Annotated in this window: 25 protein-coding genes, 1 tRNA gene and 1 pseudogene; 17 read left to right on the top strand and 10 right to left on the bottom strand. The window is 71.5% G+C overall.

Annotated features, from left to right (window positions below; translation table 11 throughout):
- Positions 1 to 2 precede the first annotated feature (2 nt).
- The 5 genes from moaC to H293_RS0126760 all read left to right on the top strand — a co-directional run bounded on the left by moaC (position 3) and on the right by H293_RS0126760 (position 3,264).
- The gene (gene moaC / locus H293_RS0126780) at positions 3 to 482 is read left to right on the top strand and encodes a cyclic pyranopterin monophosphate synthase MoaC (RefSeq protein WP_020120920.1); all 480 of its coding nucleotides are present in this window, start codon (positions 3 to 5) and stop codon (positions 480 to 482) included.
- Positions 479 to 985, top strand: a complete 507-nt coding sequence (locus tag H293_RS0126775; protein WP_020120919.1) for a MogA/MoaB family molybdenum cofactor biosynthesis protein — start codon at positions 479 to 481, stop codon at positions 983 to 985. Before moaC ends, H293_RS0126775 begins: the two co-directional genes overlap by 4 nt.
- Positions 982 to 1,620: a GNAT family N-acetyltransferase gene (locus H293_RS0126770; protein ID WP_007382660.1), complete on the top strand. Its 639-nt coding sequence runs from the start codon at positions 982 to 984 to the stop codon at positions 1,618 to 1,620. Before H293_RS0126775 ends, H293_RS0126770 begins: the two co-directional genes overlap by 4 nt.
- Positions 1,621 to 1,826: 206 nt before the next feature.
- On the top strand, positions 1,827 to 3,089 hold the full coding sequence (gene sepX / locus H293_RS0126765) for a divisome protein SepX/GlpR (RefSeq protein WP_020120917.1): 1,263 nt from the start codon (positions 1,827 to 1,829) through the stop codon (positions 3,087 to 3,089).
- Between the two features lie 101 nt (positions 3,090 to 3,190).
- Positions 3,191 to 3,264, top strand: a tRNA-Ala gene (locus H293_RS0126760).
- 60 nt (positions 3,265 to 3,324) lie between these two features.
- Here the strand turns inward: H293_RS0126760 and H293_RS0126755 are convergent.
- Positions 3,325 to 3,801 carry a GNAT family N-acetyltransferase gene (locus tag H293_RS0126755; protein WP_020120916.1) on the bottom strand — a complete coding sequence of 159 codons (477 nt, stop codon included), beginning with the start codon at positions 3,799 to 3,801 and terminating at the stop codon, positions 3,325 to 3,327.
- A 29-nt stretch (positions 3,802 to 3,830) separates the two neighbouring features.
- On the opposite strand from H293_RS0126755, the gene H293_RS0126750 reads away from it, so the two are divergent.
- On the top strand, positions 3,831 to 4,634 hold the full coding sequence (locus H293_RS0126750) for an exodeoxyribonuclease III (RefSeq protein WP_028808227.1): 804 nt from the start codon (positions 3,831 to 3,833) through the stop codon (positions 4,632 to 4,634).
- Between the two features lie 21 nt (positions 4,635 to 4,655).
- On the opposite strand, the gene H293_RS0126745 is transcribed toward H293_RS0126750, so the two are convergent.
- A complete protein-coding gene (locus H293_RS0126745; protein WP_020120914.1) occupies positions 4,656 to 5,276 on the bottom strand; it encodes a MerR family transcriptional regulator in 621 nt (206 codons plus the stop codon).
- 158 nt (positions 5,277 to 5,434) lie between these two features.
- On the opposite strand from H293_RS0126745, the gene H293_RS0126740 reads away from it, so the two are divergent.
- From H293_RS0126740 to H293_RS0126725, 4 genes are all read left to right on the top strand, one after another.
- Positions 5,435 to 6,952 carry a flavin-containing monooxygenase gene (locus H293_RS0126740; protein ID WP_020120913.1) on the top strand — a complete coding sequence of 506 codons (1,518 nt, stop codon included), beginning with the start codon at positions 5,435 to 5,437 and terminating at the stop codon, positions 6,950 to 6,952.
- Positions 6,949 to 7,866, top strand: coding sequence for an alpha/beta fold hydrolase (locus H293_RS0126735; protein ID WP_020120912.1), 918 nt, complete (start codon positions 6,949 to 6,951; stop codon positions 7,864 to 7,866). Before H293_RS0126740 ends, H293_RS0126735 begins: the two co-directional genes overlap by 4 nt.
- Complete coding sequence (locus tag H293_RS0126730) at positions 7,863 to 8,747, top strand: SDR family oxidoreductase (protein WP_020120911.1); 885 nt, start codon at positions 7,863 to 7,865, stop codon at positions 8,745 to 8,747. Before H293_RS0126735 ends, H293_RS0126730 begins: the two co-directional genes overlap by 4 nt.
- Before the next feature lie 88 nt (positions 8,748 to 8,835).
- Positions 8,836 to 9,039: a hypothetical protein gene (locus H293_RS0126725; RefSeq protein ID WP_020120910.1), complete on the top strand. Its 204-nt coding sequence runs from the start codon at positions 8,836 to 8,838 to the stop codon at positions 9,037 to 9,039.
- Positions 9,040 to 9,144: 105 nt separating this feature from the next.
- On the opposite strand, the gene H293_RS0126720 is transcribed toward H293_RS0126725, so the two are convergent.
- On the bottom strand, positions 9,145 to 12,396 hold the full coding sequence (locus H293_RS0126720) for a S41 family peptidase (RefSeq protein WP_020120909.1): 3,252 nt from the start codon (positions 12,394 to 12,396) through the stop codon (positions 9,145 to 9,147).
- A gap of 195 nt (positions 12,397 to 12,591) precedes the next feature.
- On the opposite strand from H293_RS0126720, the gene H293_RS0126715 reads away from it, so the two are divergent.
- Positions 12,592 to 13,197 (top strand): TetR/AcrR family transcriptional regulator, encoded by a 606-nt coding sequence (locus H293_RS0126715; protein WP_020120908.1) that lies wholly within the window; start codon positions 12,592 to 12,594, stop codon positions 13,195 to 13,197.
- Between the two features lie 168 nt (positions 13,198 to 13,365).
- Here the strand turns inward: H293_RS0126715 and H293_RS52880 are convergent.
- A pseudogene (locus tag H293_RS52880) lies at positions 13,366 to 13,995 on the bottom strand (GNAT family N-acetyltransferase).
- 101 nt (positions 13,996 to 14,096) lie between these two features.
- Between H293_RS52880 and H293_RS0126705 the strand changes: the two are divergent.
- The 6 genes from H293_RS0126705 (at position 14,097) to H293_RS0126680 (ending at position 20,998) form a co-directional block, all read left to right on the top strand.
- Positions 14,097 to 14,606 carry a YbaK/EbsC family protein gene (locus tag H293_RS0126705; protein ID WP_020120905.1) on the top strand — a complete coding sequence of 170 codons (510 nt, stop codon included), beginning with the start codon at positions 14,097 to 14,099 and terminating at the stop codon, positions 14,604 to 14,606.
- Positions 14,603 to 15,448, top strand: coding sequence for a DMT family transporter (locus H293_RS0126700; RefSeq protein ID WP_020120904.1), 846 nt, complete (start codon positions 14,603 to 14,605; stop codon positions 15,446 to 15,448). The genes H293_RS0126705 and H293_RS0126700 overlap by 4 nt, the downstream gene beginning before the upstream one ends.
- Before the next feature lie 175 nt (positions 15,449 to 15,623).
- The gene (locus H293_RS0126695) at positions 15,624 to 16,565 is read left to right on the top strand and encodes an ABC transporter ATP-binding protein (protein WP_020120903.1); all 942 of its coding nucleotides are present in this window, start codon (positions 15,624 to 15,626) and stop codon (positions 16,563 to 16,565) included.
- On the top strand, positions 16,562 to 17,917 hold the full coding sequence (locus tag H293_RS0126690; RefSeq protein WP_020120902.1) for an ABC transporter permease: 1,356 nt from the start codon (positions 16,562 to 16,564) through the stop codon (positions 17,915 to 17,917). The genes H293_RS0126695 and H293_RS0126690 overlap by 4 nt, the downstream gene beginning before the upstream one ends.
- A gap of 4 nt (positions 17,918 to 17,921) precedes the next feature.
- On the top strand, positions 17,922 to 20,660 hold the full coding sequence (locus H293_RS0126685; RefSeq protein WP_028808226.1) for a bifunctional YncE family protein/alkaline phosphatase family protein: 2,739 nt from the start codon (positions 17,922 to 17,924) through the stop codon (positions 20,658 to 20,660).
- 62 nt (positions 20,661 to 20,722) lie between these two features.
- Positions 20,723 to 20,998 carry a DUF1876 domain-containing protein gene (locus tag H293_RS0126680; RefSeq protein WP_020120900.1) on the top strand — a complete coding sequence of 92 codons (276 nt, stop codon included), beginning with the start codon at positions 20,723 to 20,725 and terminating at the stop codon, positions 20,996 to 20,998.
- A gap of 13 nt (positions 20,999 to 21,011) precedes the next feature.
- Here H293_RS0126680 and H293_RS0126675 read toward each other — a convergent pair whose 3' ends face one another.
- The 6 genes from H293_RS0126675 to H293_RS0126650 form a co-directional block, all read right to left on the bottom strand.
- Positions 21,012 to 22,172 (bottom strand): serine hydrolase domain-containing protein, encoded by a 1,161-nt coding sequence (locus H293_RS0126675; RefSeq protein WP_020120899.1) that lies wholly within the window; start codon positions 22,170 to 22,172, stop codon positions 21,012 to 21,014.
- A 33-nt stretch (positions 22,173 to 22,205) separates the two neighbouring features.
- Positions 22,206 to 22,652, bottom strand: a complete 447-nt coding sequence (locus H293_RS0126670; RefSeq protein WP_020120898.1) for an organic hydroperoxide resistance protein — start codon at positions 22,650 to 22,652, stop codon at positions 22,206 to 22,208.
- A 131-nt stretch (positions 22,653 to 22,783) separates the two neighbouring features.
- Positions 22,784 to 23,245, bottom strand: a complete 462-nt coding sequence (locus tag H293_RS0126665; protein WP_020120897.1) for a MarR family winged helix-turn-helix transcriptional regulator — start codon at positions 23,243 to 23,245, stop codon at positions 22,784 to 22,786.
- A complete protein-coding gene (locus H293_RS0126660) occupies positions 23,242 to 24,000 on the bottom strand; it encodes an energy-coupling factor ABC transporter ATP-binding protein (protein WP_199790199.1) in 759 nt (252 codons plus the stop codon). Before H293_RS0126660 ends, H293_RS0126665 begins: the two co-directional genes overlap by 4 nt.
- Positions 23,988 to 24,749, bottom strand: coding sequence for a cobalt ECF transporter T component CbiQ (gene cbiQ / locus H293_RS0126655; protein ID WP_020120895.1), 762 nt, complete (start codon positions 24,747 to 24,749; stop codon positions 23,988 to 23,990). The genes H293_RS0126660 and cbiQ overlap by 13 nt, the downstream gene beginning before the upstream one ends.
- A 1-nt stretch (position 24,750) precedes the next feature.
- Entirely contained in the window at positions 24,751 to 25,791 is a 1,041-nt protein-coding gene (locus H293_RS0126650) for an energy-coupling factor ABC transporter permease (protein WP_028808225.1), read from the bottom strand.
- Positions 25,792 to 25,815: the final 24 nt, after the last annotated feature.

Here is a 25,815-nt window from a genome sequence, read left to right as displayed (position 1 = left end):
CCATGAGTACGCAGGACCGACTGACACACATCGACGAAGCGGGGGCCGCCCGCATGGTCGATGTCTCCGGCAAGGACGTCACCGCGCGCACCGCGCGCGCGAGTGGACGCGTCCTCGTATCGCCCCGGGTGATCGAGCTGCTGCGCGGGGAGGGCGTCCCCAAGGGCGACGCCCTGGCCACCGCGCGGATCGCGGGCATCATGGGCGCCAAGCGCACCCCCGACCTGATTCCGCTGTGCCACCCGTTGTCGGTGTCCGGTGTGACACTGGATCTGTCGGTCGCGGACGACGCCGTGGAGATCCTGGCCACCGTGAGGACGACGGACCGCACGGGCGTCGAGATGGAAGCCCTCACCGCGGTCTCCGTCGCCGCGCTCACCGTGATCGACATGGTCAAGGCGGTCGACAAGGGAGCGGTCATCACGGACGTACGGGTCGAGGAGAAGACGGGCGGCAAGTCGGGCGACTGGAGCCGGACATGACGTATCGCGCTCTTGTGATCACCGCCTCCAACCGGGCCGCCGCCGGGGTCTACGAGGACAAGGGCGGCCCGCTGATCGCCGAGGGACTGGGCGGTTTCGGCTTCACCGTCGAGGGACCGCAGGTCGTCCCGGACGGCGACCCGGTCCGCGACGCCCTGCGTGCGGGCGTCGCCGCCGGCTACGACGTCGTCGTCACCACCGGCGGCACCGGCATCTCGCCCACCGACCGCACCCCCGAGGCGACCCGCGAGGTGATCGAGTACGAGGTCCCGGGCATCGCGGAGGCCATCCGGGCGTTCGGACGCGAGAAGGTGCCGACCGCCGCGCTCTCCCGGGGCCTGGCCGGGGTGGCGGGACACACGCTGATCGTCAACCTGCCGGGTTCCAGTGGCGGGGTGAAGGACGGACTGGCCGTCCTGGAGTCCCTGTTGATCCACGCCGTCGACCAGATCCGCGGCGGCGACCACCAAAGACCCGGCGCCGGCAGTGGGGGTGCGAGCTGAACAGCCCGTCCTGGCCCGCCGTACTGGCGGACGGCGATGTCGTCCTGAGGCCGATAAAGATGCGCGACCAGCGGGTCTGGCGCGAGGTGAACCGGCGCAACCGGGACTGGCTGCGCCCCTGGGAGGCGACCATCCCGCCGCCCACCCCGAGCGGCCCGATCGCGCACCGGCCGACCTACCGCCAGATGGTCCGGCACCTGAGGTCCGAGGCGAACGCGGGGCGGATGCTGCCGTTCGTCATCGAGTACCGGGGCCAGCTGGTCGGGCAGTTGACGGTCGCCGGGATCACCTGGGGGTCGATGTGCTCGGGGCACGTCGGTTACTGGGTGGACCAGTCGGTGGCCGGGCGCGGGGTGATGCCGACCGCCGTGGCGCTTGTCGTGGACCACTGTTTCCGCACCGTTGGTCTGCACCGCATCGAGGTCTGCATTCGGCCCGAGAACGTCCCCAGCCGACGGGTCGTGGAGAAACTCGGATTCCGCGAGGAGGGGCTGCGGCCGCGCTATCTCCACATCGACGGGGCCTGGCGGGACCATCTCGTGTTCGCGCTCACCGCGGAAGAGGTGCCCGAAGGGTTGCTCAGGCGCTGGCAGCGGGCACGCTCCCGCAGTACGCCGCACGACAATCCCGCATAGCGGTCCGGCGGACCCCGGGAAACACAGAAATTGAATAAGTGTTCGAAAATGATCGGTGCATGACCGTCTCAGGGCATTGAATTCGCGACTGAGGCGGCCTGCTGATCGGATCGGTCACAAAAAAAGCTCGAAATATCAGCCAGATCGTGCGACACACCGGCGCAATTGGCAGATGGCCTCACGCAAACCCCTCTACCGTGTGAGGCGTGAGCAGCAGCGGCCTCATCTACGCAGTCATTGTCGGGGCCTGGGCCGCCTACTTGGTGCCGATGTGGCTCCGTAGGCAGGACGAGCTGAACGAGGCCCGTCCGACGGAACGCTTCAGCACCGCCATCCGGTTGCTCTCCGGAAGGGCGGGCATGGAGCGTCGGTACGCCAAGGACCTGCGCGCGCGCTCCACCGACGAGGGGGAGCACGGCGCCGACGAACCGGATGTCGTCACCGAGTCGGTGGACGTCCGGGCCTTCGCCATGCCTCCGACCCGTCCGCAGACCCAGGCGACGGTCCAGCCTCCGGCTTCGGAACGCCGGGAGGTGACGCGCGAGCACGCGCGGGAAGTCGAGCGGGAAGCAGGGCACGGCGACCCGGCGCGCGAGAAAGCGAACGCGTCGGCGCCCGAACACGGCGGCGCCCCGACGCGGAAGCAGACACCCGCGTCCGCCGCCCGGCGCACGGCCGCCGCGGAAGCGGCCGCGGCGCGCGCCCGGCGCACGAAGGTACTCGCGCGCCGACGGCGTACCACGGTGATGCTCTTCCTCGCCTTCACGCTCGGAGCGATCGTCGCCGCCGTCGGAGGACTCGCCTTCCTGTGGGCACCGGGCGTCCCCGCGGTGATGCTCAGCGCGTACATCGCGTACCTGCGCTCCCAGGAACGCCGCCGCTTCGCCTACCAGATGGACCGGCGCCGGGCCGAGGCCGCCGCTCAGCACCTGCGCGAGCGGGCCCGCCAGCCGCGCCGGCGCGCGTCCGTGAGCACCGGCGTGGACGCCGACGAACCGGACGAGGGACGAGGGGCGGAGACCGATCCCGGGCTCTCCGCGCTCGCCGCCGACCGACGCGCCCTCGTCGAGCAGACCGACCACGCCGAGTGGGTCGACCAGCAGCGCGAACGGCAGCGCCGACCGGGACACGGGGACAGCTGGGACCCGGTCCCGGTGCCGCTGCCGACGTACGTGACCGCGCCGGTCGCCCCGCGGGCCACCTCGGACGTGGACCTCGGCGCGCCGGACGCGTGGAGTTCGGCCCGGTCCAGCGCCGTGGCCCCCGAGCAGTCCGGCCAGGAGACGGTGCCTGTCGCGGAGGACGGGGGATCGGAGGACCCGGCCGCCGACGCGGAGGACAAGCCCACGGCGGACGGACGCACCGACGCCCGCCGCGCCGCCTCCGCCCGCCGGGCACGCGAACGCGGCCGCACCCCGCTCTTCGACCAGTACGAGGAAGGCGACCGGCCGCGCGCGGCCAACGAGTGACGCACGGGACGGGATCCACCCTCGTGAGAGCCCGTCCCTGACCAGCCCGGAACGGATTTCCAAGCACCCGGACGGGGATGCTAGAGTTTCACTCGTTGCAAGGGCCTGTGGCGCAGTCCGGTAGCGCACCTCGTTCGCATCGAGGGGGCCAGGGGTTCAAATCCCCTCAGGTCCACGCATCATGAAGACCCGCTCCTGATTCAGGAGCGGGTCTTCTGTCATGTGTACGGCCCTCTCACAGCGCCTTCGCGTAGCAGCGGCTGTCCTCGTAGTGGCGGTAGTAGCCGAACTTCACGCAGGGTTCGTAGCCGCTGGACGTGTACAGGGCGATGGCCTCCGGCTGCTTGGTGCCGGTCTCCAGGACCATGCGGCGGCGGCCGGCCGCGCGGGCGTGGTCCTCCAGGGCGGTGAGCATGCGGCGGGCGAGACCCCGGCCGCGCATCTGCTCGATCACGTACATGCGCTTGAGCTCGGCGTCGCCGTCCAGGTTGCCCTCGCCGTTGGTGTCCTGGGCGCGCCAGCCGCCCGTGGCGACGGGGCTGTCCCTTTCGTCGTACGCGATCAGATACACGCCGTGCGGGTGCTCGAAGTCCGAGGGGGCCAGCTCGGTGGCGTCGCCGCCGTCGCCGTAGCGGACCTGGTACTCGGCCTGGACCTGGTCGTTCAGCTTCACGGCGTCGGGGTGGTCGAAGGGGACACGGCGGATCATCATGCCCTCCAGTGTGCCGGTATCGTGCCGGGGTGCTCACTGTGACCTCCGCCAATGTGAACGGACTGCGCGCCGCCGCGAAGAAGGGCTTCGTGGAGTGGCTCGCGGACACCTCCGCCGACGTGCTCTGCCTGCAGGAGGTGCGCGCCGAGCCGCAGCAGCTGCCGGAGAGCGTCCGTGCTCCCGAGGGCTGGCACGTTGTGCACGCGCCAGCCGCCGCGAAGGGCCGGGCCGGTGTCTCCCTCTACACCCGCCGTGAGCCGGACCGCGTCCGGATCGGCTTCGGGTCGGCCGAGTTCGACACCAGCGGGCGCTATGTCGAGGCCGACCTGCCGGGTGTGACGGTCGCCTCCCTCTACCTGCCCTCCGGAGAGGTCGGTACCGCGCGGCAGGACGAGAAGGTCCGCTTCATGGACGAGTTCCTCGTCTACCTGAAGGGACTGCGCGAGCGCGCCGCCGCCGACGGTCGCGAAGTCGTTGTCTGCGGCGACTGGAACATCGCCCACCAGCAGGCCGACCTCAAGAACTGGCGTGCCAACCAGAAGAGTTCAGGCTTCCTGCCGGAGGAGCGTGCCTGGCTGAGCCGGGTCCTCGACGCCGAGGACGGGGGGTACGTCGACGTCGTACGGTCGCTGCATCCGGATGTGGAGGGGCCGTACTCGTGGTGGTCCTACCGGGGGCAGGCCTTCGACCGCAACACAGGCTGGCGCATCGACTACCACTTCTCCACGCCGGGCCTCGCCGCCAAGGCGGTCAAGGGGTTCGTGGAGCGCGCGGCCACGCACGCCGAGCGCTGGTCGGACCACGCGCCCGTGACGGTTGTCTACGACCTTTAGTCCCGGACTGGTACCAGACCTCTAGTCCCGCTTCCGCAACCGCCGGTCCAGCGCCAGTGACAGTTCCGCCTCCACCACGCTCCGGGCCAGCGGGCGCAGGCGCTGGAGGTCGTCCTCGGTCGCGTGGCGCAGGACCAGTTCGGCGAACATCTCCGCCAGGTCGTCCACGTGCTCGCGGACGCGTTTGCCCGCCGCCAGGACCTCTCCGAGCGGGATGCCCTCGCGGACCAGTTCGGAGGAGACGTCCAGGAGGCGGCGGCTGATGTGGACGATCTCGTCGCCGTCGGTGCCGAGGTAGCCGAGGTCCATCGCGGCGGCGAGGTTCTCGGGGGTGACCTCGCCTTCGAAGCGGGCGGCGAGTTCCTCGGGGGTGAGACGGACCGGCTCCTCCTCCGTGGGAGGCGTCACACCCAGGACGTCGGCGACGTCGCGGCCGTGGTCGAGGGCTTCCGCCAGTTCCGCGATGCCGGTGAGGGTGTGGCCGCGCTCCAGGAGTGTCGCGATCGTGCGCAGACGGGCCAGGTGGTGGTCGTCGTACCAGGCGATACGGCCCTCGCGGCGCGGGGGCGGGATGAGCTTGCGTTCGCGGTAGAAGCGCAGGGTGCGCACGGTGATGCCGGCCAGGCGGGCCAGTTCCTCCATGCGGTATTCGCGTCGTCCTCCGTCTTCTGCCACGCCCGCACCCTATGTCGTACTGCCGGTAACTTGTTGCCCCCCACCCCTACCCATCGGTACGAAGCTGCTCTAACCTCCCATTGCGCCAGTGTTCACTGGCAGAGTCGGGCAGGGAAGGCATCGGCATGGCCGAACACGAGCATGTGCGGGTGGCGGTGGTCGGAACCGGGTTCGGGGGGCTGGGGGCCGCCGTACGGCTGCGGCGGGAGGGTGTCACCGACTTCGTCGTGCTGGAGCGGGCCGACAGTGTGGGCGGTACCTGGCGGGACAACAGCTATCCGGGATGTGCCTGCGATGTGCCGTCCCATCTGTACTCGTTCTCCTTCGCGCCCCATCCCGACTGGCCGCGCACCTTCTCCGGGCAGCAGCACATCCGCGCCTACCTGGAGCACGTGACGGACGTCTTCCGGCTGCGCCCGCACATCCGCCTCAACTCCGAGGTGAAGCGGATGACCTGGGACGGCGAGAAGCTGCGGTGGGACATCGAGACCGCCAGCGGCCGGCTGTCGGCCGACCTCGTCGTCTCCGCCACCGGGCCGCTGTCCGATCCCAAGGTCCCCGACATCCCGGGGCTGGACTCCTTCCCGGGCAAGGTCTTCCACTCCGCCCGCTGGGACCACGACTACGACCTGCGCGGCAAGCGGGTCGCCATGGTGGGCACGGGCGCCTCGGCCATCCAGATCGTGCCGGCCATCCAGCCGCTCGCCCGCAACGTCACCCTGTTCCAGCGCACCCCGCCCTGGGTGATGCCCCGCATGGACCGGGCGATCAGCGGTGCCGAGCGCCGGCTGCACCGCCTGCTGCCCTTCACCGCCCAGGTGAGGCGCGGACTGCTCTGGGGCATCAGGGAGTTGCAGGTCCAGGCGTTCACCAAGCGCCCGGGCGAGCTCGGCGCCGTGGAGCAGTTGGCCAAGCGGAACATGGCCCGCGCCATCAAGGACCCGGCGCTGCGCGCCAAGCTCACCCCCGACTACCGCATCGGCTGCAAGCGGATCCTGCTGAGCAGCACGTACTACCCGGCGCTCGCCCAGCCCAACGTGGACGTGGTCGCGAGCGGGCTCAGCCGCGTCGAGGGGTCGACACTCGTCGCCGCCGACGGTACCGAGGCGCAGGTCGACGCGATCGTCTTCGGTACGGGTTTCCACGTCACCGACATGCCGATCGCCGACCGGGTCGTCGGCGCGGACGGGCGGACGCTCGCCGAGGCGTGGAAGGGCGGGATGGAGGCGCTGCGGGGTGCCTCAGCGGCCGGTTTCCCCAACTGGATGTCCGTCATCGGGCCCAACACCGGCCTCGGGAACTCCTCGATGATCCTCATGATCGAGTCCCAGCTGAACTACCTCGCCGACTTCGTACGGCAACTCGACGTCCTCGGGGGACGTGCGGCCCTCGACGCGCGTCCCGCCGCCGTGGCGGCCTGGAACCACCGGGTGCAGGAGCGCATGAAGCGCACAGTGTGGAACACCGGCGGCTGCACCAGCTGGTACCTGGACGCGAACGGCCGCAACAGCACGATCTGGCCCGGTACGACGACCGAGTTCCGGCGGGCGACCCGGCGGGTGGACCTCGCCGAGTACGAGGTACTGCGGCCCTCCGCGCCGGCGAACGCGGTCACGGACGAGAGCACGGAGGCCGCCGTATGAGCCGACCGACCCCGGTCGTCTCCGGGCCGTACGCGCCGCCCGTCCCGGCGCGTGAACTCACCGTGCTCTCCGCCGACGGCGCCCGCCTGCACGTGGAGGTGCACGGGCCCGAGGGCGCGCCTCCTGTCGTCCTCGCCCACGGCTGGACCTGTTCGACCGCCTTCTGGGCCGCCCAGATCCGTGAACTCGCCGTGGACCACCGGGTCGTCGCGTACGACCAGCGCGGCCACGGACGCAGTCCGGCAAGTCCCGCGTGCAGTGCGGACGGCCTCGCCGACGACCTCGTAGCCGTGCTGGAGGCGACCCTCGGGCCGGGTGAGAAGGCGGTGATCGCCGGTCACTCCATGGGTGGGATGACCGTCATGGCCGCCGCAGAGCGCCCCGCGTTCCGCGCGCACGCGGCCGCCGTCCTGCTGTGCAGCACCGGTTCGTCGCGGCTGGTCGCCGAGTCGACCGTGGTACCGATCCGGGCCGGACGGCTGCGCACCTGGCTGACCCGGCATGTGCTCGGGGCGCGGGCGCCGCTCGGGCCGGTCACGCCGCTGGCCCTGCGCATCCTCAAGTACGGGACGATGGGCCCCGGTTCGGCCCCGCACATGGTGGAGGTGTGCGCGCGGATCGTGCACGCCTGTCCGCGCAAGGTGCGGTACGCCTGGTCGCAGGTCCTCGATCTGCTCGATCTGGATCACGGTGTACGGCGGCTCACCGTGCCGACGGCCGTCGTCGTCGGTACGGCCGACCGGCTCACCCCGCCCGTGCACGCACACCAGTTGGCCGCCGCGCTGCCCAACTGCCTCGGGGTGACCGAGCTGCCCGGCCTCGGCCACATGACACCGGTCGAGGCGCCCGAGCTGGTCAGCGCGCGGATCCGGGAACTCGTAACCACGTACGTCCAGGTCAAGGAGGGCGCATGAGCAGGGTCGGACTCGAAGGACAGGTCGCGGTCGTCACGGGGGCCGCGCGGGGCGTGGGCGAGCTGCTCGCCCGCAAGCTGTCGGCGCGCGGGGCGAAGGTCGCGCTGGTCGGCCTGGAGCCGGACGCGCTCAAGGAGCTCTCCGGGCGGCTGCACGGCGACAGCGACCACTGGTACGCCGACGTCACCGACCACGCGGCGATGGCCCGGGTCGCGCAGGAGGTCAAGGCGCGGTTCGGGAAGGTCGACATCGTGGTCGCCAACGCCGGGGTCGCGACCGGCGGGCCCTTCGTAGACTCCGATCCGGAGGCGTGGCGGCGGGTGATCGAGGTCAACCTCATCGGATCGGCCGTCACCGCACGGGCGTTCCTGCCGGTGCTGATGGAGAGCCGCGGGTACCTGCTCCAGATCGCCTCCCTCGCCGCGATCACCCCGGCGCCGATGATGACCGCGTACTGCGCGTCCAAGTCCGGTGTGGAGGCGTTCGCGCACAGTCTGCGGGCCGAGGTCGGGCACCGGGGCGTGCGGGTCGGGGTCGGGTATCTGTCGTGGACCGACACGGACATGGTGCGGGGCGCCGACCAGGACGAGGTCATGCGCGAGCTCAGGCAGCGGCTGCCGTGGCCGGCGAACAAGACCTATCCGCTGGGGCCGGCCGTCGAGCGGATCGTGGCCGGGATCGAGCGGCGGTCGAGCCATGTGTACGGGCAGGGGTGGCTGCGCGGGATGCAGGGGATGCGCGGGTACCTGCCAGGGCTCATCGGGACCGTCGGGCAGCGGGAGATGCGGCGGTTCGGACAGCGGTTGGAGGGCATGCGGGTGGGACTCGTCGGTGCAGGTGGGGCGGCAGATGAGGAAGCGCGCGCTACGCACCGTAGTTGATCGAAATGCGTTCTTTGTCCGGGCGTGTGAATCTGGTCGAGGCCCCAGACCGGGGCTCTTCCCCTCACCCCCACGGGAGTGAACCCACATGGGTATGAAGGACCAGTTCCAGGACAAGTCCGAGCAGTGGCAGCAGCAGGCCAAGCAGAAGGCCCAGGAGGGCCGGGAGCAGGCCCAGCGCGGTCGTCAGGGTCAGGGCCAGGGCCCGGACCGCGACCGTATGCGTGACGAGGAGGCCGAGCGGCTCCAGCGCGAGGAGCAGGAGCGGCTCGACCCCGACTACGACATGTAGTCACTGCTCGAAGTGCAGGGTGCCCTCTCGTTTCTGGGGAGGGCACCCTGTGCGTTGTCGGGTGCGGGCCGGTGTGGCTTCTCGCACGGTTCCCCGCGCCCCTTCTCAAGATCTTGGCGGCAACTTCGGCCTCGACCGGTCCGGCACGTCCCGGTAGTCCGGCGGCGACGCCGGAGGGTTCGTCTCCAGCAGGTCCAGCGCGAGCTGTACCGCGTCGTCCAGTTGGGCGTGGCGGCCCTCCGCCCAGTCCAGGGGGGTGCGCAGGATCTCCAGGTCCGGGGTGACGCCCTGGTTCTCGATCGACCAGCCGTACGCGTCGAACCAGGCCGCGTTCATCGGAACCGTGATCACCGTGCCGTCCCCGAGCTGGTGGCGGCCGGTCATGCCGACCACTCCGCCCCAGGTGCGCTGGCCCACCACCGGGCCGAGCTTCAGCAGTTTGAACGCCGCCGTGATCATGTCGCCGTCCGAGGAGGTCGCCTCGTCGGCCAGGGCCACCACCGGCCCGCGCGGGGCGTTCGAGGCGTACGACACCGGCTGGGCGTTTCTCGTCAGGTCCCAGCCGAGGATTTTGCGGGTGAGTTTCTCCACGACCAGCTCGCTGATGTGGCCGCCCGCGTTGCCGCGCACGTCGACGAGGAGCGCGGGGCGGGAGACCTCCATGCGCAGGTCCCGGTTGAACTGGGCCCAGCCCGAGCCGCCCATGTCGGGGATGTGCAGATAGCCGCAGCGGCCACCGCTCAACTCCCGTACGACGGCACGGCGTTTGGCCACCCAGTCCTGGTAGCGGAGCGGTCGCTCGTCGACAAGGGGGACCACCGCCACCCGGCGGGAGCGGCCCTCGCCCTCCGCCGGGGTGAAGGTCAGCTCCACGGTGGTACCGCCCGCCGCCGCCAGCAGGGGATAGGGGCCCGCGAGCTCGTCGACCGGGCGGCCGTCCACGTGGGTGAGGACCGCGCCCTCGCGGATGCCGGTGCCGGCCAGCGGGGAGCGGGCCTTGGAGTCCGAGGAGTCGCCGGGCAGGATCCGCCGGACCGTCCAGCCGCCGTCCCTGAGCTCGAAGTTGGCGCCCAGCAGGCCCTGGCGGCGCTGGTAGTGCGGGGGCCCCTCGTTGCGGCGGGCGGCGGTGACGTAGGCGTGGGAGGTGCCCAGTTCGCCGAGGACCTCGCGCAGGAGGTCGGCGAACTCGTCGGGGGAGGCGACCCGTTCGAGCAGCGGGCGGTACTGGTCGAGGACCGCGTCCCAGTCGATGCCGCACATCCCCGGGTCCCAGAAGTACGCCCGGATCAGCCGGCCCGCCTCCTCGTAGGCCTGGCGCCACTCGGCGGCAGGGGCGACCTCGTGGAGGATGCGGCGCAGGTCGATCCAGACGGTCGAGTCGCTGTCACCGGACTCGGTGGCGGGGGTCGCGCGCAGGTCGCCCTCGTCGACGAGGACCAGCCGGGAGCCGTCGCCGCTGACCGCGAACCAGTCGAGGTGCTCGACGAGTTCGGTCTTCTTCGCCTTGCCGATGGCGAAGTGTTCGAGGGTGGGGCGCTCGGAGGTGTCGTCCGGGTTGACGAAGGTCTCGCCGAGGGCGCCCGAGATCGGCCAGCGCAGCCAGACCAGGCCGCCGCCGGCGACCGGGTGCAGCGCCGAGTACTTGGAGGCGGGGACCGGGAAGGGGGTGACCCGGCTCTCCAGGCCTTCGAGTTCGACCGTCACGGCCCCGCCGTCGCCGCTCTCGTCCTCGACCGGGTCCAGTCCTCCGGCGGCCGGGCGGCCCTCCGGGTTCAGCGCGAAGGGGGAAGGGGTCGCCGAGGACAGGGGGACCAGGTAGGGCCGGCAGCCGAGCGGGAAGGACAGGTCGCCGGTGTGGACGTCGTACACCGGGTCGAAGCCCCGCCAGGAGAGGAAGGCCAGGTAGCGGCCGTCCCGCGTGAAGACCGGGTTCTCGTCCTCGAAGCGGCCGTTGGTGACGTCGACGATCAACCGGTCCCCTCCTCCCTTCGGGGAGATACGGGCCATCTTGATCTGGCGCAGGGAGCGGCCGATGCCCGGATGCGACCAGGTCAGCCAGGAGCCGTCCGGGGCGAAGGCGAGGTCGCGGACCGGGCCGTTGACCGAGCGGATGAGTTCGGTGACCTCGCCTCCCCCAGACTCCGTCCGGGAGGTGCCCCCAGAGTCCTCGCCGGCGTCGAGGAGGAGGAGGCGTCCGTCGTGCGAGGCGATGGCCAGGCGCTCGCCGCTCGGGTCGGAGACCAGTTCCAGGACCCGGCCCAGCTCGCCCGAGGCCAGCCGTCGCGGCGCGCGGTCACCGGTCGCCCGCGGCAGGTACGCGATCTCGACCGCGTCCTCGCCCTCCGCGTCCGTCACATACGCGACCTGGCCGACGGAACCGAGCATCTCCGGGAGCCGGACCCGTACCCCCGGGGTGTCCGTGATCGTGCGCGCGGGGCCGTCCCGGTGGGTCAGCCAGTACAGGCTGCCGCGGACGACGACGGCGCTCGCGCGGCCCGTCTCGTCGACCGAGATGCCGTCCACGTGCTGGGCGGCGGGCACCTGGTACGGACGGCGTCCCGCGCGCGGACCGCTCAGCCGTACGTCGAGCTTGCGGGCCTCGGCCGAGAGGTCGTCGACGATCCACAGGTCGCCCCCGCACTGGTACACCACCCGGGTGCCGTCGCTGGAGGCGTGCCGGGCGTAGAAGGCGTCGTGGTCGGTGTGGCGGCGCAGGTCGGATCCGTCGTGGGCGCAGGAGTAGAGGTTGCCGACGCCCTCGTGGTCGGAGAGGAAGGCGATCCGGTCGCCGACGAACATGGGGGAGTGGAGGTGGCCGCCGAGGTCGGGGAGCAGGCGTTCGCCGTGCAGCCAGAGCCGGCCCGTGGCGCCGCCCCGGTAGCGCTTCCAGGCGGCCGGTTCGTGCGGCGGGGTGCCGGTCAGCAGGAGGGTCTTGCGGTCGGCGACCTGGATGTCGGAGACCGGGCCCCAGGGGAGCTTGCGGCCGGGGGAGCCGTCGGTGGGGATCTTGTAGGCCCAGGTGAAGTACGAGAAGGGCTCGCCGTGGGAGGCGACGGCGAGGATGGTGCCCTGCGCGGACCAGCCGCAGACCTGGGTGTCCGCGGAGCCCCAGTACGTGAGCCGGCGGCCCGGTCCGCCGTCCACGTCGACCAGGTGGATCTCGGGCACGAGACTGCGCCAGCTCGTGTACGCGATGTGGCGGCCGTCGGGCGAGAAGCGCGGATGGCCGACCTTGGTGCGGTCGACGGTCAGGCGCCAGGCGCGGCCGGGGCCGTCGAGAGGGGCCAGCCAGAGGTCGTCCTCGGCGACGAAGCACAACAGGTCGCCGCTCAGATGCGGAAGGCGCAGATAGCTCACCTCCCCATGCTTTTCCGGGGGATGGACCGGAGCAACTTATGAGAAATCAGCCGACGGTGACCTGTGACGGGCCGGGGTGGCCGACCCGGTGACTCACACACGAACGAAACCGTTTCGTTTCGACGGAGAATGCGCTACATTCGTGTCGTACGAAACAGTGTCGTTCCAAGTTCCGGAGCGGAAAGGGTGAGTGACATGACCGAGGTTTCGACCGCGCGTCGCAGCCGCATCACCCCCGAGCGTGAGGCCGAGCTGTACGAGGCCGTGCTCGAACTGCTCAGGGAGGTCGGCTACGACGCCGTCACCATGGACGCCGTCGCCGCGCGCACCCGTTCCAGCAAGGCCACGCTGTACCGCCAGTGGGGCGGCAAGGCCGAGCTGGTCGCGAGGGCGGTGCGGCACACCAAGCCGGGCGGTATGGGTCTCGACGAGATCGACACCGGGTCCCTCAGGGGCGACCTGCACGCCCTCACCATGCGCTCGGACGACTGCACGATGGAGCAGAACTCCGCGCTCATGCGGGGTCTTGCCATGGCCATCCACGGCAACCCGGACCTCCTGAGGGCGTTCCGGGAACATCTCATCGAGCCGGAGACGGCGGAGTTCCGCCGCCTGGTGCAGCGGGCGATCGACCGGGGCGAGGTCCGCGAGGACAACCCGGCGATCGAGTTCATGATGCACATGATGATCGGCGGGTTCGCCGCCCGGACCATGCTCGACGAGCTGCCGCCGACCCAGGCGTTCCTCCTTTCGTACATCGACGCCGTGGTCCTCCCCGCGCTCGGCGTTCCCACCGCCTGACCCCTCCCCAGCAAGCACTCCCCAGCAAGCCCTCCACTTGACGTAACCGACCCTCCCTGCCCTGCTCCGCAGGAGCTTCGTTTCGACGCGGAGTCGGACGAGGACCGGGAGCTGGTCCGCGTCTGACGCACCCTGCGCGAGAGGAGCAGGCCGGTGAGGGGGATGCCCTCACCGGCCTGCTTCTGCCGTGGACCGGCCGAGATAGGTGACCGGCCCGGGATCGGGTACGGCGATCTCGTGGAAGCCGAGACGGTCGTAGAAGGCACGCGCGGGCCTGTTGGCGCTCACCATGGACAGGTGCACGGCGCCCACACCCCGCTCGTGCAGGGCGCGCAGGAAGGTCTCCATGAGCGCCCGCCCGTACCCGCGCCCCTGCCGGTCGGGGAGCAGGTCGATGTGCAAGTGGGCGGGGTAGTCGGCGACTTCGGGTACGAGCATCCGCTCGGGGCGGTGCAGCAGCGCGACGATCTCCTCGTCGGGGCTGCGCGGCGCCTGGCTGGGCTCCGGGTAGCGGTCGGCCACCAGGGGCAGCCACTTCGCGCGGTAGTCCGCCACGAACCGGGGCGTGTCGGCGGTGCCCAGCACCTACCCCACGGCCTGCCCCACCCCGTCGTCCAGCACGAAGGCCAGCTCCGGTTCGAGGTGCACGTACGGCGCCGCGAAGGCGGCCGGGAAGACACCGGGGCCCTTGTAGTGCGGCCGGCTGTCCCGGCCCGCGTGGGCGGTGCGGACACAGATGTCCTCGACGGCGTCGCGGTCCTCGGGGCGGTAAGGGCGTACGGCGGGAGACGGGCTCATCGCAGCATCCTGCACGACGGGAGGGGGCGGAGGCCCCGGGATCCTTGGAACACGGCCAACCCGGTCGCATGCCCCGTACACCCACCGCTAGCGTGCCCTGCATGACGACCACCGATACCGACGGCTCCCAGGCCGCCCACCCCCGTTTCGCCGAGGCCCTGCGCGCGCTCGGGCTCGATGAACTCACCGCGCGGGTCCGCCGCTTCCCGGACGCCACCCGTACCGCCGAAGAGGCCGCAGCGGCCGTCGGCTGCGAGCTGAGCCAGATCTGCAAGTCGCTGATCTTCGCCGCGGACGGGGTTCCGGTGCTGGTGCTCATGGACGGGGCGTCCCGCGTCGACCTCGAACTCGTCCGGCGGGAGCTCGGCGCCGCCAAGGTCACCCGGGCCAAGGCCGATGTCGTACGGGAGACGACCGGGTACGCCATCGGGGGCGTGCCGCCCTTCGGGCACCGTACGAGGACCCGGGTGCTGGCCGACCGGTCGCTGCTCGGCCATGACCTCGTCTGGGCCGCCGCCGGCAATCCGCACGCCGTCTTCCCCATCGCCCCCGAGGACCTGGTGGCCCACGCCGGTGCCACCGTCGTGGACGTCCGCGAGCGCAGCGCGTGACGCCTCTCGTCACGGCGGCCGTGCTGCTCGCCGCCGTCACGCACGCCAGCTGGAACGCCATCGCGCACCAGATCACCGACAAGCTCGTCGGGTTCACGCTGATCGCGGGCGGGGGGATGCTCATCGGGCTGGCGATGACCCCGTTCACCGCGGTGCCGGCGGCGCGGGCATGGCCGTATCTGCTCGGCTCGGCCTGCATCCACATCGCCTACTACGCGCTGCTGATGAAGTCCTTCCGGCTCGGGGACTTCGGGCAGGCCTATCCGATCGCGCGCGGCACCGCGCCCCTGGTCGTGACCGTGCTGGCGGCCCTGTTCGCGCACGAGGTGCCGGACGGGTGGGCCGCCGCCGGAATCGCCCTGTCCTGCGCGGGACTCACCGGTGTCGCCCTGTGGGGGCTGCGCGGCCGACGGCCCAACTGGCCGGCGACCGGCGCGGCGTTGGCGACCGGCCTGACCATCGCCGCGTACACCGTCGTCGACGGGCTCGGCGTGCGCGCCTCCGGCTCCTCGCTCGGGTACATCGCCTGGCTGATGGCGGTGCAGGGCATCGTGATCCCGGCGTACGCCCTGCACCGGTGGCGCGGCCGGTTCGTCGCCGTCCTGCGGCCCTTCGCCGGGGTCGGCCTCCTCGGCGCCGTCCTCTCCGTCACCGCGTACGGGCTCGTCCTGTGGGCCCAGACCAGGGCGGAGCTCGCTCCGGTCGCGGCCCTGCGCGAGTCCTCGATCATCGTCGGCGCGGCCATCGGCGCCGTGTTCTTCAAGGAACGGTTCGGTGCGCCGAGGATCGCGGCGGCCGGGCTGCTCGTGGTGGGTATCGGGCTGATGCTGCACGCCGGTTAGCCGTCCCTCCCGGGGGGTTTGTCCCAGAGTCTGCCCAAGTGCGGCTCAACGTCGGCTCTTCGTTTGCCTACTTGCCCATGTCTTGACGGTCCGTTCCATGAGCGTTCAGCCCGCCGTCCGTGGCGGGGGTGTGTGCCGTCCCTAGGGTCCCTGCGTACTTCGGAAGAAGGGGACCATGGACACACTCCACGCAGTCCGGGCCCGCGGGATCACCAAGTGCTTCGGTGACGTCGTGGCGCTAGACGGCGTCGACCTCGATGTGACGCGGGGCCAGATCCACGGCCTGGTCGGGCCGAACGGCGCCGGCAAGACGACCCTGCTCGGGCTCCTGCTGGGCCTCGCCGTCGCCGACACCGGCCGCCTGGAGGTCCTGGGGACCGAGGTCGGGCGGGCGTTCGCCGCTCCCGACGGGGTCGCCGGGTTCGTGGACGGGCCCGGTCTCTACCCCTCGCTCACCGCCCGGCAGAACCTCGCCGCGCTGGCCGAACTCCGGGGCCGCGACGCACGTACGGCCGGCATCGACGACGTGCTCGACCAGGTCGGGCTCACCGACGTCGCCGACGACAAGGCCCGCGGCTTCTCCCTCGGCATGCGCCAGCGGCTCGGCCTCGCCGCCGCCCTGCTGACCCGGCCGCGGCTGCTCGTGCTCGACGAACCGTCCAACGGGCTCGACCCCGCGGGCAAACGGCAGGTGCACGGTGTCCTGAACCGGCTCGCCGCGGACGGCACGAGTGTCGTGGTCTCCAGCCACCGTATGGACGACCTGGAGGCGCTGTGTTCCGAGGTCACCATCCTGGCCACGGGACGGGTCGTGTTCTCGGGCCCGCTCGGCAAACTGGCCGCCGAGAGCCGTGAACTCGACTACCGGGTGCGGACGTCCGACCCGCGGGCCGCGCGTCGGCTGGCCGAGGGCATGGACGGGATCGAAATCGTCGACGACGCCGGCACCCGGCAGGACTCCGGACCGCTCGTCGTCCGCGCGCTGGTCCCCGCCCTCGACGACCTGGTGGCGCGGCTCGTGACGGCGGGCGTCGCGGTGCGTGAACTGGCGCCCGTGGTCTCGCCCTTGGAGGCCGCGTTCCTGGCCCTGACCGAGGACCGGGAGGAACGCCGATGACCACCACCGCGGCCGCGGCCGCCACCCCGGTCCACTCCGGGCCGGCCCCGGTGTCGCGCAGCTACCGCTTCGAGCTGGTCAAGCTGGTCTCCCAGTGGCGCATCCGCCTCCTCGTCCTCGCCTGCTGGATCGCGCCGGGGCTCTTCGTCGCCGGGGTGAGCGGGCAGAGCACGCTGCCCTCCGACACCCTCTTCGGCCGCTGGATGCACGCCACCGGGTGGGCCGGACCGCTGGTGATGCTCGGTTTCGCGGGCACCTGGGCCCTTCCGCTGCTGACCTCGGTGGTCGCCGGTGACATGTTCGCCGCCGAGGACCGGCTAGGCACCTGGCGGCACCTGCTGGTGGCGGTCCGCTCACCGCGGCGGATCTTCGCGGCGAAGGTGCTGGCCGGTCTCACGGTCATCCTGCTGCTCGTGGCCGGGCTGGCCTGCTCCAGCACCGTGGGCGGACTCGCCTCCGTCGGCAACCAGCCGCTCGTCGGCCTCGACGGCCACCTGTTGACCCCCTCCGACGCCGCGGGGAGGGTCCTGCTCGCCTGGGTCGCCGCCCTCGCCCCGACCCTGGCCCTCGCCGCCATCGGCCTGCTCGGGTCGGTCGCCCTCGGACGGTCCCCGACGGGGCTGCTGCTGCCGCCGCTCGTCGCGCTCGGCATGCAGGTCGCCCAGATGCTGCCGCTGCCCGTCGCCGTACGCCTCGCCCTGCCCGGCTACGCCTTCATCTCCTGGAACGGCCTGTTCACCGCCCCGGCCCGGCTCGCCCCGCTCCTGATCGGCGTCGCCGTCAGCCTGGCGTGGGCCGTGCTCGCGACCGTACTGGCCCATTCGCTGTTCCTCCGGCGGGACTTCACCAATCTGGCTTACGACGGAGCCGGGCGCCGCGCGTTCACCGTGGGCGTGCTGCCCCTGGCCGCGCTGACCGTTCTCACCGTCGCGGGGATCGCCGTCGCGACCGACTCGACGGGCATCACCCAGGCCAAGGTCCAGCGCTCCCTCGCCACGACCTTCGCCCATCTCTACCGCTCGCAGACCGAACAACTCCACCGCCCCGCCGTCACCGAGGCACAGCTCAGGACCTCGGCGGCGTGCACCAAGAGCGACGGCCAGGCCGCTCAACAGGGGGCGGGCAATGACTGGCGGTGTGTCGTGACCTGGCACCTGCCCGGCGTACCGGTGGCGGGGACGGCTGTCTATCAGCTGGACGTCGGATCGGACGGGCGGTTCGTCGCCGACGGCGACGGACCGAAGGAAGTGAACGGCTACTTCCTGGTGCGGACCTCCACCGGGGACGCGCCCAACCCGCTGTGGCAGTTCGACGGCGACGTCGAGCTGCTGGACACCACCTCGAAGGGATAGTCCCATGCAGGTAACACGTCGGCGCCGGAGCAGCGAGAAGGCCAGAGCCCTCAGCCGCCGGAGCACGCTGGTGACGGCCGGCATCGCCGTCGCCCTCGGCGTCACCGGCACCGCGGTCGCCTCCACCTACCAGTTCGGCACCCAGCAGGTCGCGCAGGACACCGCCAGGGGCCAGGTCATCTCCAGCGACCAGTACCTCAAGCCGTACGGCGGCCGGACCGTCATCAACGACGGCAAGATCATGTCGTCCACGGTCAGCCCGGACGGCACCCACCTCGCGGCCGCGGTCGCCGACGGTGACGCCGCGTTGGTGATCATGGACCTGGCGACCGGTCAGGTGAAGCAGAAGATCGGCGCCAACGCGGCCGACGACCTGCGCATCAGCAGCGCCGCGGTCGGCCAGGAGGGCCCCGCCTACTCGCCCGACGGCAAGCAGCTGTGGCTCGGCCAGGCCACCGGCTACACCAAGTTCACCGTCACCGCGGACGGCACCCTCGCCGACCCGGTGGCCGTCCCGATCCCGGCCGTCGGCTCCCGGCAGGCCCTTGTGGGCGCTGCGGTGTTCTCGCCCGACGGCTCCACCGTGTACGCGGCGGTCAACGGCCAGAACAAGGTGGTCGCCCTCGACGCGGCGAGCGGAAGCGTCAAGCAGACCTGGGCCGTCGGCAACGCCCCGCGCGGACTCGCCCTGGTCGGCGGCAGGTTGTACGTCAGCAACGAGGGCGGCCGTCCGGCCAGGGCCGGCGAGACCACCATGAACTCCTACGGCACCCAGGTTCCCGCCGACCCGGACACCGGTGCCGCCACCACCGGCACGGTGAGCGTCATCGACACCGCGGACCCGTCCGCCGCGGTCCGCTCCCTCGACGTCGGTCTGCACCCGACCGCCGTGTACGCGAAGAAGGGCGCGGTGTTCGTCACCAACACCGCCGACAACAGCGTCTCGGTCATCGACACCCGCAAGGACAAGGTCGTCCAGACCATCGCCACCCAGCCCTGGCCCGAGGCGAAGGTCGGCTACGAGCCCGACGCGGTCACCCTCACCGACGACGGCCGGCTGCTGGTGACGCTGGGCCGCGCGAACGCGGTCGCCGTCTACCGCTACAAATCCCCCCAGGAACCGGCCAGTTACATCGGTCTGCTCCCCACCGACTACTTCCCCGCCGAGGTCACCACCGTCGGCAAGCAGGTCGTCGTCTCCAACACCCGCGGCATAGACGCCCGCCGCCCCACCACCGCCTCCGGCCACGGCACCCACGACACCACGTCCAGCCTCACCGAGTTCACGCTGCCGAGCGACCTCGTGATCAGGGCCCAGACCGCCAAGGTCTTCCAGCAGAACGGCTGGACACCCGGCTCGGTCACCACGGCCAAGGGCACGAGCCACGCCAAGGCCCTACCGGTCCCCGCCCGGCTCGGCGACCCGTCGACGATCAAGCACGTCTTCCTGCTCGTCAAGGAGAACCGCACCTACGACCAGGTCTACGGCGACCTCCCGCAGGGCAACGGCAACCCGGCGCTCACCACCTTCGGCGCGAACGTCACCCCCAACCAGCACGCCCTGGCCCAGCAGTTCGGCCTCTACGACAACTTCTACGACATCGGCACCAACTCCGCCGAGGGCCACAACTGGCTGATGCAGTCGGACAACCCGGAGTACACCGAGTCCTCCGCCGGTGAGTACACGCGCAGTTACGACACCGAGAACGACGTCCTCGGCCACCAGAAGACCGGCTTCATCTGGACCGGCGCGCAGGCGGCCGGCAAGTCGGTCAAGGACTTCGGCGAGTTCCAGTCGACCGAGTCCAAGCCGACCGGTGCCAGCTGGCAGAACCTGTACTGCGACACCAAGAACATGGCGGCGACCGGGGCCCAGACCCAGTACCCCATCAAGACCGGCTCGGCGATTCCCTCGCTCAACGACGTGTCCGTGCAGGGCTTCCCGATGTTCGACCTCGACGTCCCGGACATCTACAAAGAGCAGATCTGGAAGCAGGACTTCGAGAGGAACGGCCCGGCGAACCTGAACATGTTCTGGTTCTCCAACGACCACACCGGCGGCCCGGCCAACGCCGCCGCCGAGGTCGCCGACAACGACCTCGCGGTCGGCCGCATGGTGGACGAGATCTCCCACAGCGAGTACTGGAAGGACTCGGCGATCTTCGTCGTCGAGGACGACTCCCAGAACGGCCTCGACCACGTCGACGGCCACCGCGCCCCGGTGCAGGTCATCAGCCCCTACGCCCAGCACGGCACCGTCGACAGCCACTACTACACGCAGATCACGATGATCCGCACGGTCGAGCAGATCCTCGGGATCCACCCGATGAACCAGAAGGACAGCGCGGCCACGCCCATGTACGGGGCGTTCACCGCGAAGGCGGACACCACCCCGTTCACGGCGGTCCCCAACCGCACCTCGCTGACCCTCGGTGTGAGCCCCACGCCCTCCTGCGGCGCGGACACCCCGGCCGCCCAGGACGCCGACGCGGCGCCAGCGCCGACCTCGGCGGCGGTGCCGCAGGCGAAGCGGGAGCTCGCCGCGCAGTGGCAGACCTGGGCCTCGCACCAGCGGCTGACCGGCGCGCACGCCGTGCCGGACTACGCCAACGCCGAGCAGATGAACCGCTACACCTGGTACCAGACGCACGACTGGACCAAGCCGTATCCCGGCGACAAGAAGGTCTACACGCCGAACGCCGTCCCCGGCGCCTACCTGCCGTCGGCGGAGTCCGACGGCTGACCCCCGTGCGCCGCCGCCCGCCGAGGAGCACCCTGGAAACACACGCTTCGGAGGCGATCGTCATGACACACACCGCTGTGGGATGGCACATCGAGCTGGAGTTCCAGGAGGACGACCAGCACACGCGGGCGGCGGCGCTGGTCCGCCTGCCGGACGGCACCGAGGTACGCACGCACGGGCACGCCACCCGCCACCACACCGACAGCAACCAGCCCAGGGTGGGGGAGGAGGTCGCCGCCGCCCGGGCGCTGAACGAACTCGCGATGCAGTTGCTCACCAAGGCGCACGACGAGATCGACGAGGCGTCCGGGCGAAGGTCCCACTCGATCAACGTGTGAGCCGTATCAGCCGTTACAGGGCCGCCCGTACCGCCCTGACCAGCGCCTGCGCCCTCGGATCCGCCGTGACCGTCTTGCGGAAGCCGTTGGTCACATAGCCGAAGGCGACGCCGGTCTCCGGGTCGGCGAAGCCGAGGGAGCCACCGCGGCCGGGGTGCCCGAAGGAGCCCGCGCCGAGGAGGGGTGAGGCGCTGCCGTGCAGCATGTAGCCCAGGCCGAACCGGGTGTTCACGACCAGCACGCGGTCCGGGCCCGCCGACTCCTCGGCACGGGCGAGTGCGACCGTGGCCGGGTCGAAGAGCCGCACCCCGTCCACCGCACCGATCAGTGCCGCGTAGACGCGCGCCAGCCCGTCGGCCGTGGCGATCCCGTTCGTGGCGGGCAGGGCGCTTGCCCGGTACGCCGGTGCGTTCTGGTCGGGGAAGGGCGTGATCGCGGCGAAGGCGCGGCGGGTGAGGGAGCCGGGATCCTCGTAGGCCTCGGTGACGGACCGCTTGGGGCGGGCGCGCAGGCCGCCGGCGGGCTCCGGCCCCTCGACCCGGCCGACCCGTCCCGGCCGGCCGGCCGCCTCCTCCGCCGCCGGCAGCCCGAGCCAGAACTCGGCGCGCAGCGGCCCGGCGATCTCCCGCGCGATCCACTCGCCGGCGCCGAGCCCGGTCACCCGCCGCACCAGCTCGTCCAGCATCCAGCCGTACGTCAGCGCGTGGTACCCGTGGTCCGTGCCGGGCTCCCAGACGGGCGCCTGCGCGGCGACCGCCTCGGGACCCTTCAGCGGGTCCAGGGCCTCCTCGGGGGTGAGCGGCCGGTCGATCACCGGCAGCCCGGCCCGGTGGTTCAGCACGTGCCGGACCAGCACGTGCTCCTTGCCGCGCACCTTGAACTCCGGCCAGTACTCGGCCACCGGCGCGTCCAGGTCCAGCTCCCCGCGCTGGTGCAGCAGCAGGGGTACGGCGGCGGCGACGCCCTTGGTCGCCGAGCGCACGACCTGCGCGGTGCCGTGCCGCCAGGGCTCGGTGCCGTCGATGTCCCTGGTGCCGGCCCACAGGTCGACGACCTTGTGCCCGTCCCGGTACACGGCGACCGCCGCGCCCCGGTCCCCGAGCGCCTCGAAGTTCCGCGCGAACACGTCCCGGACCGGCTCGAAGCACTCGGCGACTGTGCCGTTCACGTCCACGCGTATTCCTCCTGCTGCCGCTCGGTGCCTGTCTCAGCCAAGCAGAATCGTCACGTCGATGTTCCCGCGGGTCGCGTTGGAGTACGGGCAGACCTCGTGGGCCGCGTCCACCAGCTTCGCCGCGAGGCCCGCGTCGAGGACCGGCAGGGAGACGCTCAGGGCGACCGCGAGGCCGTAGCCGCGGTGCTTGTTGGGGCCGATGCCGACCTTCGCGGCGACCGTGGAACCGGTCAGGTCGTAGCCCTCGCGGTTGCCGACGAGGATGAGCGCGTTGTGGAAGCAGGAGCTGTAACCGGCGGCGAACAGCTGCTCCGGGTTGGTGCCTTCGCCGTCCCCGCCGAGCGCGGGCGGCATCGCGACCTTCAGCTCGATCTGGCCGTCCTGGCTGGTGACGAAGCCGTCCCGGCCGCCGTGGGCGGTGGCCTCGGCCACGTACATGATCTTCGTCGGCCGGGTGTCGACGTCGGTTTCCTCAGGCATGGCTGGTCTCCCCCCGGAGAAGTGTGCACAAGTACATCGTGCACAAGGTACCGGCCGGTAGGTCGGTGCCGGGTTACCAGGGGGTAGTGACTTCGGGTAACAGAAGGTCAGAAGGTCAGAAGGCCAGACGGTCAGCGGGGGCGCTCGGCCGCCGCGTCCGCCCGGTGCGCGAGCCGCCACAGTGCCTCGCGCAACCGCGCGGCCTCCGTGCCGTCGAGATCCGTCGCCGCGAGCAGCGCGGCGGGGACGCGCGCCGCGCGCTCCCTGAGTTCCTCCCCGTGTCCCGTGCACGCGACGAGCACCGAGCGCTCGTCGGCCGCCGCGCGCTCCCGGCGTACGAGCCCCGCGGCCTCCAGCCGTTTGAGCAAGGGCGACACCGTGCCGTAGTCCAGCCGCAGCGCCCCCGCGAGCTCCTTGACGCTGGTCTCCCCGCGCTCCCACAGCACCAGCAGCACGAGGTACTGCGGGTAGGTGAGCCCGAGCTCGTCGAGGAGCGGCCGGTACGCGGCGGTCACCGCGCGCTGGGCGGCGTACAGCGCGAAGCACAACTGGTCGTCGAGCAGCAGTGATCCGGTGTCCTCTTCGTTCGTCACGCGCCCATTGTCACGGACCGCGGATCGAATCCGAAGGGCAACTCCAGCCGGTGGGCGCGCATCAGCTCGTCGTCGGCGAGGAGTTCGGCGGTCCTCCCGTCCGCGGCGATCGTGCCCTCGCTCAGGATCAGCGAGCGCGGGCAGAGCTCCAGCGCGTAGGGCAGGTCGTGCGTGACCATCAGGACCGTGACGTCCAGCGAGCGCAGGATGTCGGCCAGTTCGCGCCGCGAGGCCGGGTCCAGGTTGGAGGAGGGCTCGTCCAGGACGAGGATCTCCGGCTCCATGGCGAGCACGGTCGCGACGGCCACCCGGCGCCGCTGGCCGAAGGACAGGTGGTGCGGGGGCCGTCCGGCGAAGTCCGCCATGCCGACCCGCTCCAGAGCGGTCCGCACGCGTGCCTCCAGCTCCTCCCCCTTCAGCCCGGCCGCCGCCGGTCCGAAGGCCACGTCCTCGCGTACGGTCGGCATGAAGAGCTGGTCGTCGGGGTCCTGGAAGACGATCCCGACCCTGCGCCGGACCTCGGCCATGTGCTTCCGGTCCACGGGCAGCCCGGCGACCTTCACCGTGCCCACCCCGCCGCTCAGGATGCCGTTGAGATGCAGCACGAGGGTCGTCTTGCCGGCGCCGTTCGGGCCGAGCAGCGCGACCCGCTCGCCGCGCGCGATCGAGAAGTCCACGCCGAACAGGGCCTGGTGCCCGTCGGGGTAGGCGAAGGCCAGTCCGGTCACTTCGAGGGAAGCTGTCACAGGGCCCATCCCAACACGCAGACGACAAGGGCGGCGAAGGGGAGCGCGAGAGCGTAGGACCACTGCGCCCGGGACGCGGTCACCTCGTCGATCACCGGCATCGAACCGGCGTAACCGCGGCTGACCATGGCCAGGTGCACCCGCTCGCCGCGTTCGTAGGAGCGGATGAACAGCGCCCCGGCCGACTTCGCGAGCACGCCCCAGTGCCGGACGCCGCTCGCCTCGAACCCCCGCGACTCCCGCGCGATCCGCATCCGCCGCATCTCGTCGGTGATGACATCGCCGTAGCGGATCATGAAGGACGCGATCTGGACGAGGAGCGGCGGGAGCCTGAGCCGTTGCAACCCGAGCAGCACCGAGCGCAGTTCGGTGGTGGACGCCAGCAGCACCGACGCGGCGACTCCCAGCGTGCCCTTGGCGAGGACGTTCCACGCGCCCCACAGACCGCTCACGCTCAGGGACATGCCGAGCACCTCGACCCGCTCGCCCTCCGCGACGAACGGCATGAGCACCGCGAACGCCACGAACGGCACCTCGATCAGCAGCCGCTTCAGCAGGAAACCGGCCGGCACGCGCGCGGCGTACGCGACGACGCCCAGGAGGACGGCGTACAGGCCGAACGCCCACATCGCCTCGCGCGGGGTCGAGACGACGACCACCACGAAACCGAAGGCCGCCGCGAGTTTCGTGTGGGGCGGCAGGGCGTGCACCGCCGAGTGCCCGTGCCGGTAGAGCCTGTGCGCGTGTCCGGCGCCCATGTCAGACGCCCGTGCTCACGGGAGTGGTGTCGGCGCTGCGGCGCCGGCGCACCGCCCAGAACACCGTGCTGCCGGCGACGACGGTGACACCGACGCCGATCACGCCCGCCAGCCCCCCGGACAGGCGGGCGTTCTCGACGTCCCGCACGCCGTAGTCGGCGAGCGGGGAGTCCGAGGTGGCGTGCTTCTCGGTCCTCGCGTCGATGCCCTTGTCCGCGGCGACCTTCTCCAGACCGTCGGGGCTGGCGGAGGCGTAGAAGCTGACGAACCCGGCGAGGACCAGGGAGGTCACCAGGCCGGTGATCCACACCTTGCGGTGCGAACGGGCGGCGGCGACGGGCGCGGTGTCCGGTACGTCGACCAGCTCGCCGTCGACCCGCAGCTTGAGCTTCTGCCGCAGGCCCCGCGCGCCGTACACCAGGTCGGGGCGTACGGCGACGACGGCACCGACGGTCAGCGCGGTGATGGCCGCCTCGCCGATGCCGATGAGGACGTGGACGCCGATCATCGCGGTGGCGACCTTGCCGATGGAGACGTCGGTGGTGCCGCCGACGGCGTAGATCAGGGTGAAGGCGACGGCCGCGGCGGGCACGGAGAGCACGGCGGCCACGAAGGCGGCGGCGGTGATCGAGCCGCGCCTGCGCGGGAGCACCTTCACCAGCCCTCGGAACACGGCGTACGCCACGACCGTCGTGACGACGGCCATGTCGGTGATGTTCACGCCGAGCGCGGTCAGGCCGCCGTCCGCGAAGAGGATGCCCTGCATGAGCAGGACCACCGAGACGCAGAGGACGCCGGTGTAGGGGCCCACGAGGATCGCGGCCAGTGCCCCGCCGAGCAGATGTCCGCTGGTCCCCGCGGCGACGGGGAAGTTCAGCATCTGCACGGCGAAGATGAACGCCGCGACCAGGCCCGCCAAGGGCGCGGTGCGCTCGTCCAGTTCACGGCGGGCACCGCGCAGGCTCACCGCGACGGCGGTCGCGGCGACCACGCCGGTCGCCGCCGAGATGGGGGCGTCTATGAATCCGTCAGGCACATGCACCGTTCGATGATAGTGGCTTGTTGC

Origin of the sequence: Streptomyces canus 299MFChir4.1, assembly GCF_000383615.1 — a bacterium.
GTDB classification, from domain to species: Bacteria; Actinomycetota; Actinomycetes; order Streptomycetales; family Streptomycetaceae; genus Streptomyces; species Streptomyces canus_C.
Note: the sequence above shows the minus strand (reverse complement) of the source record. Positions and strands in the feature narration are given on the sequence as shown.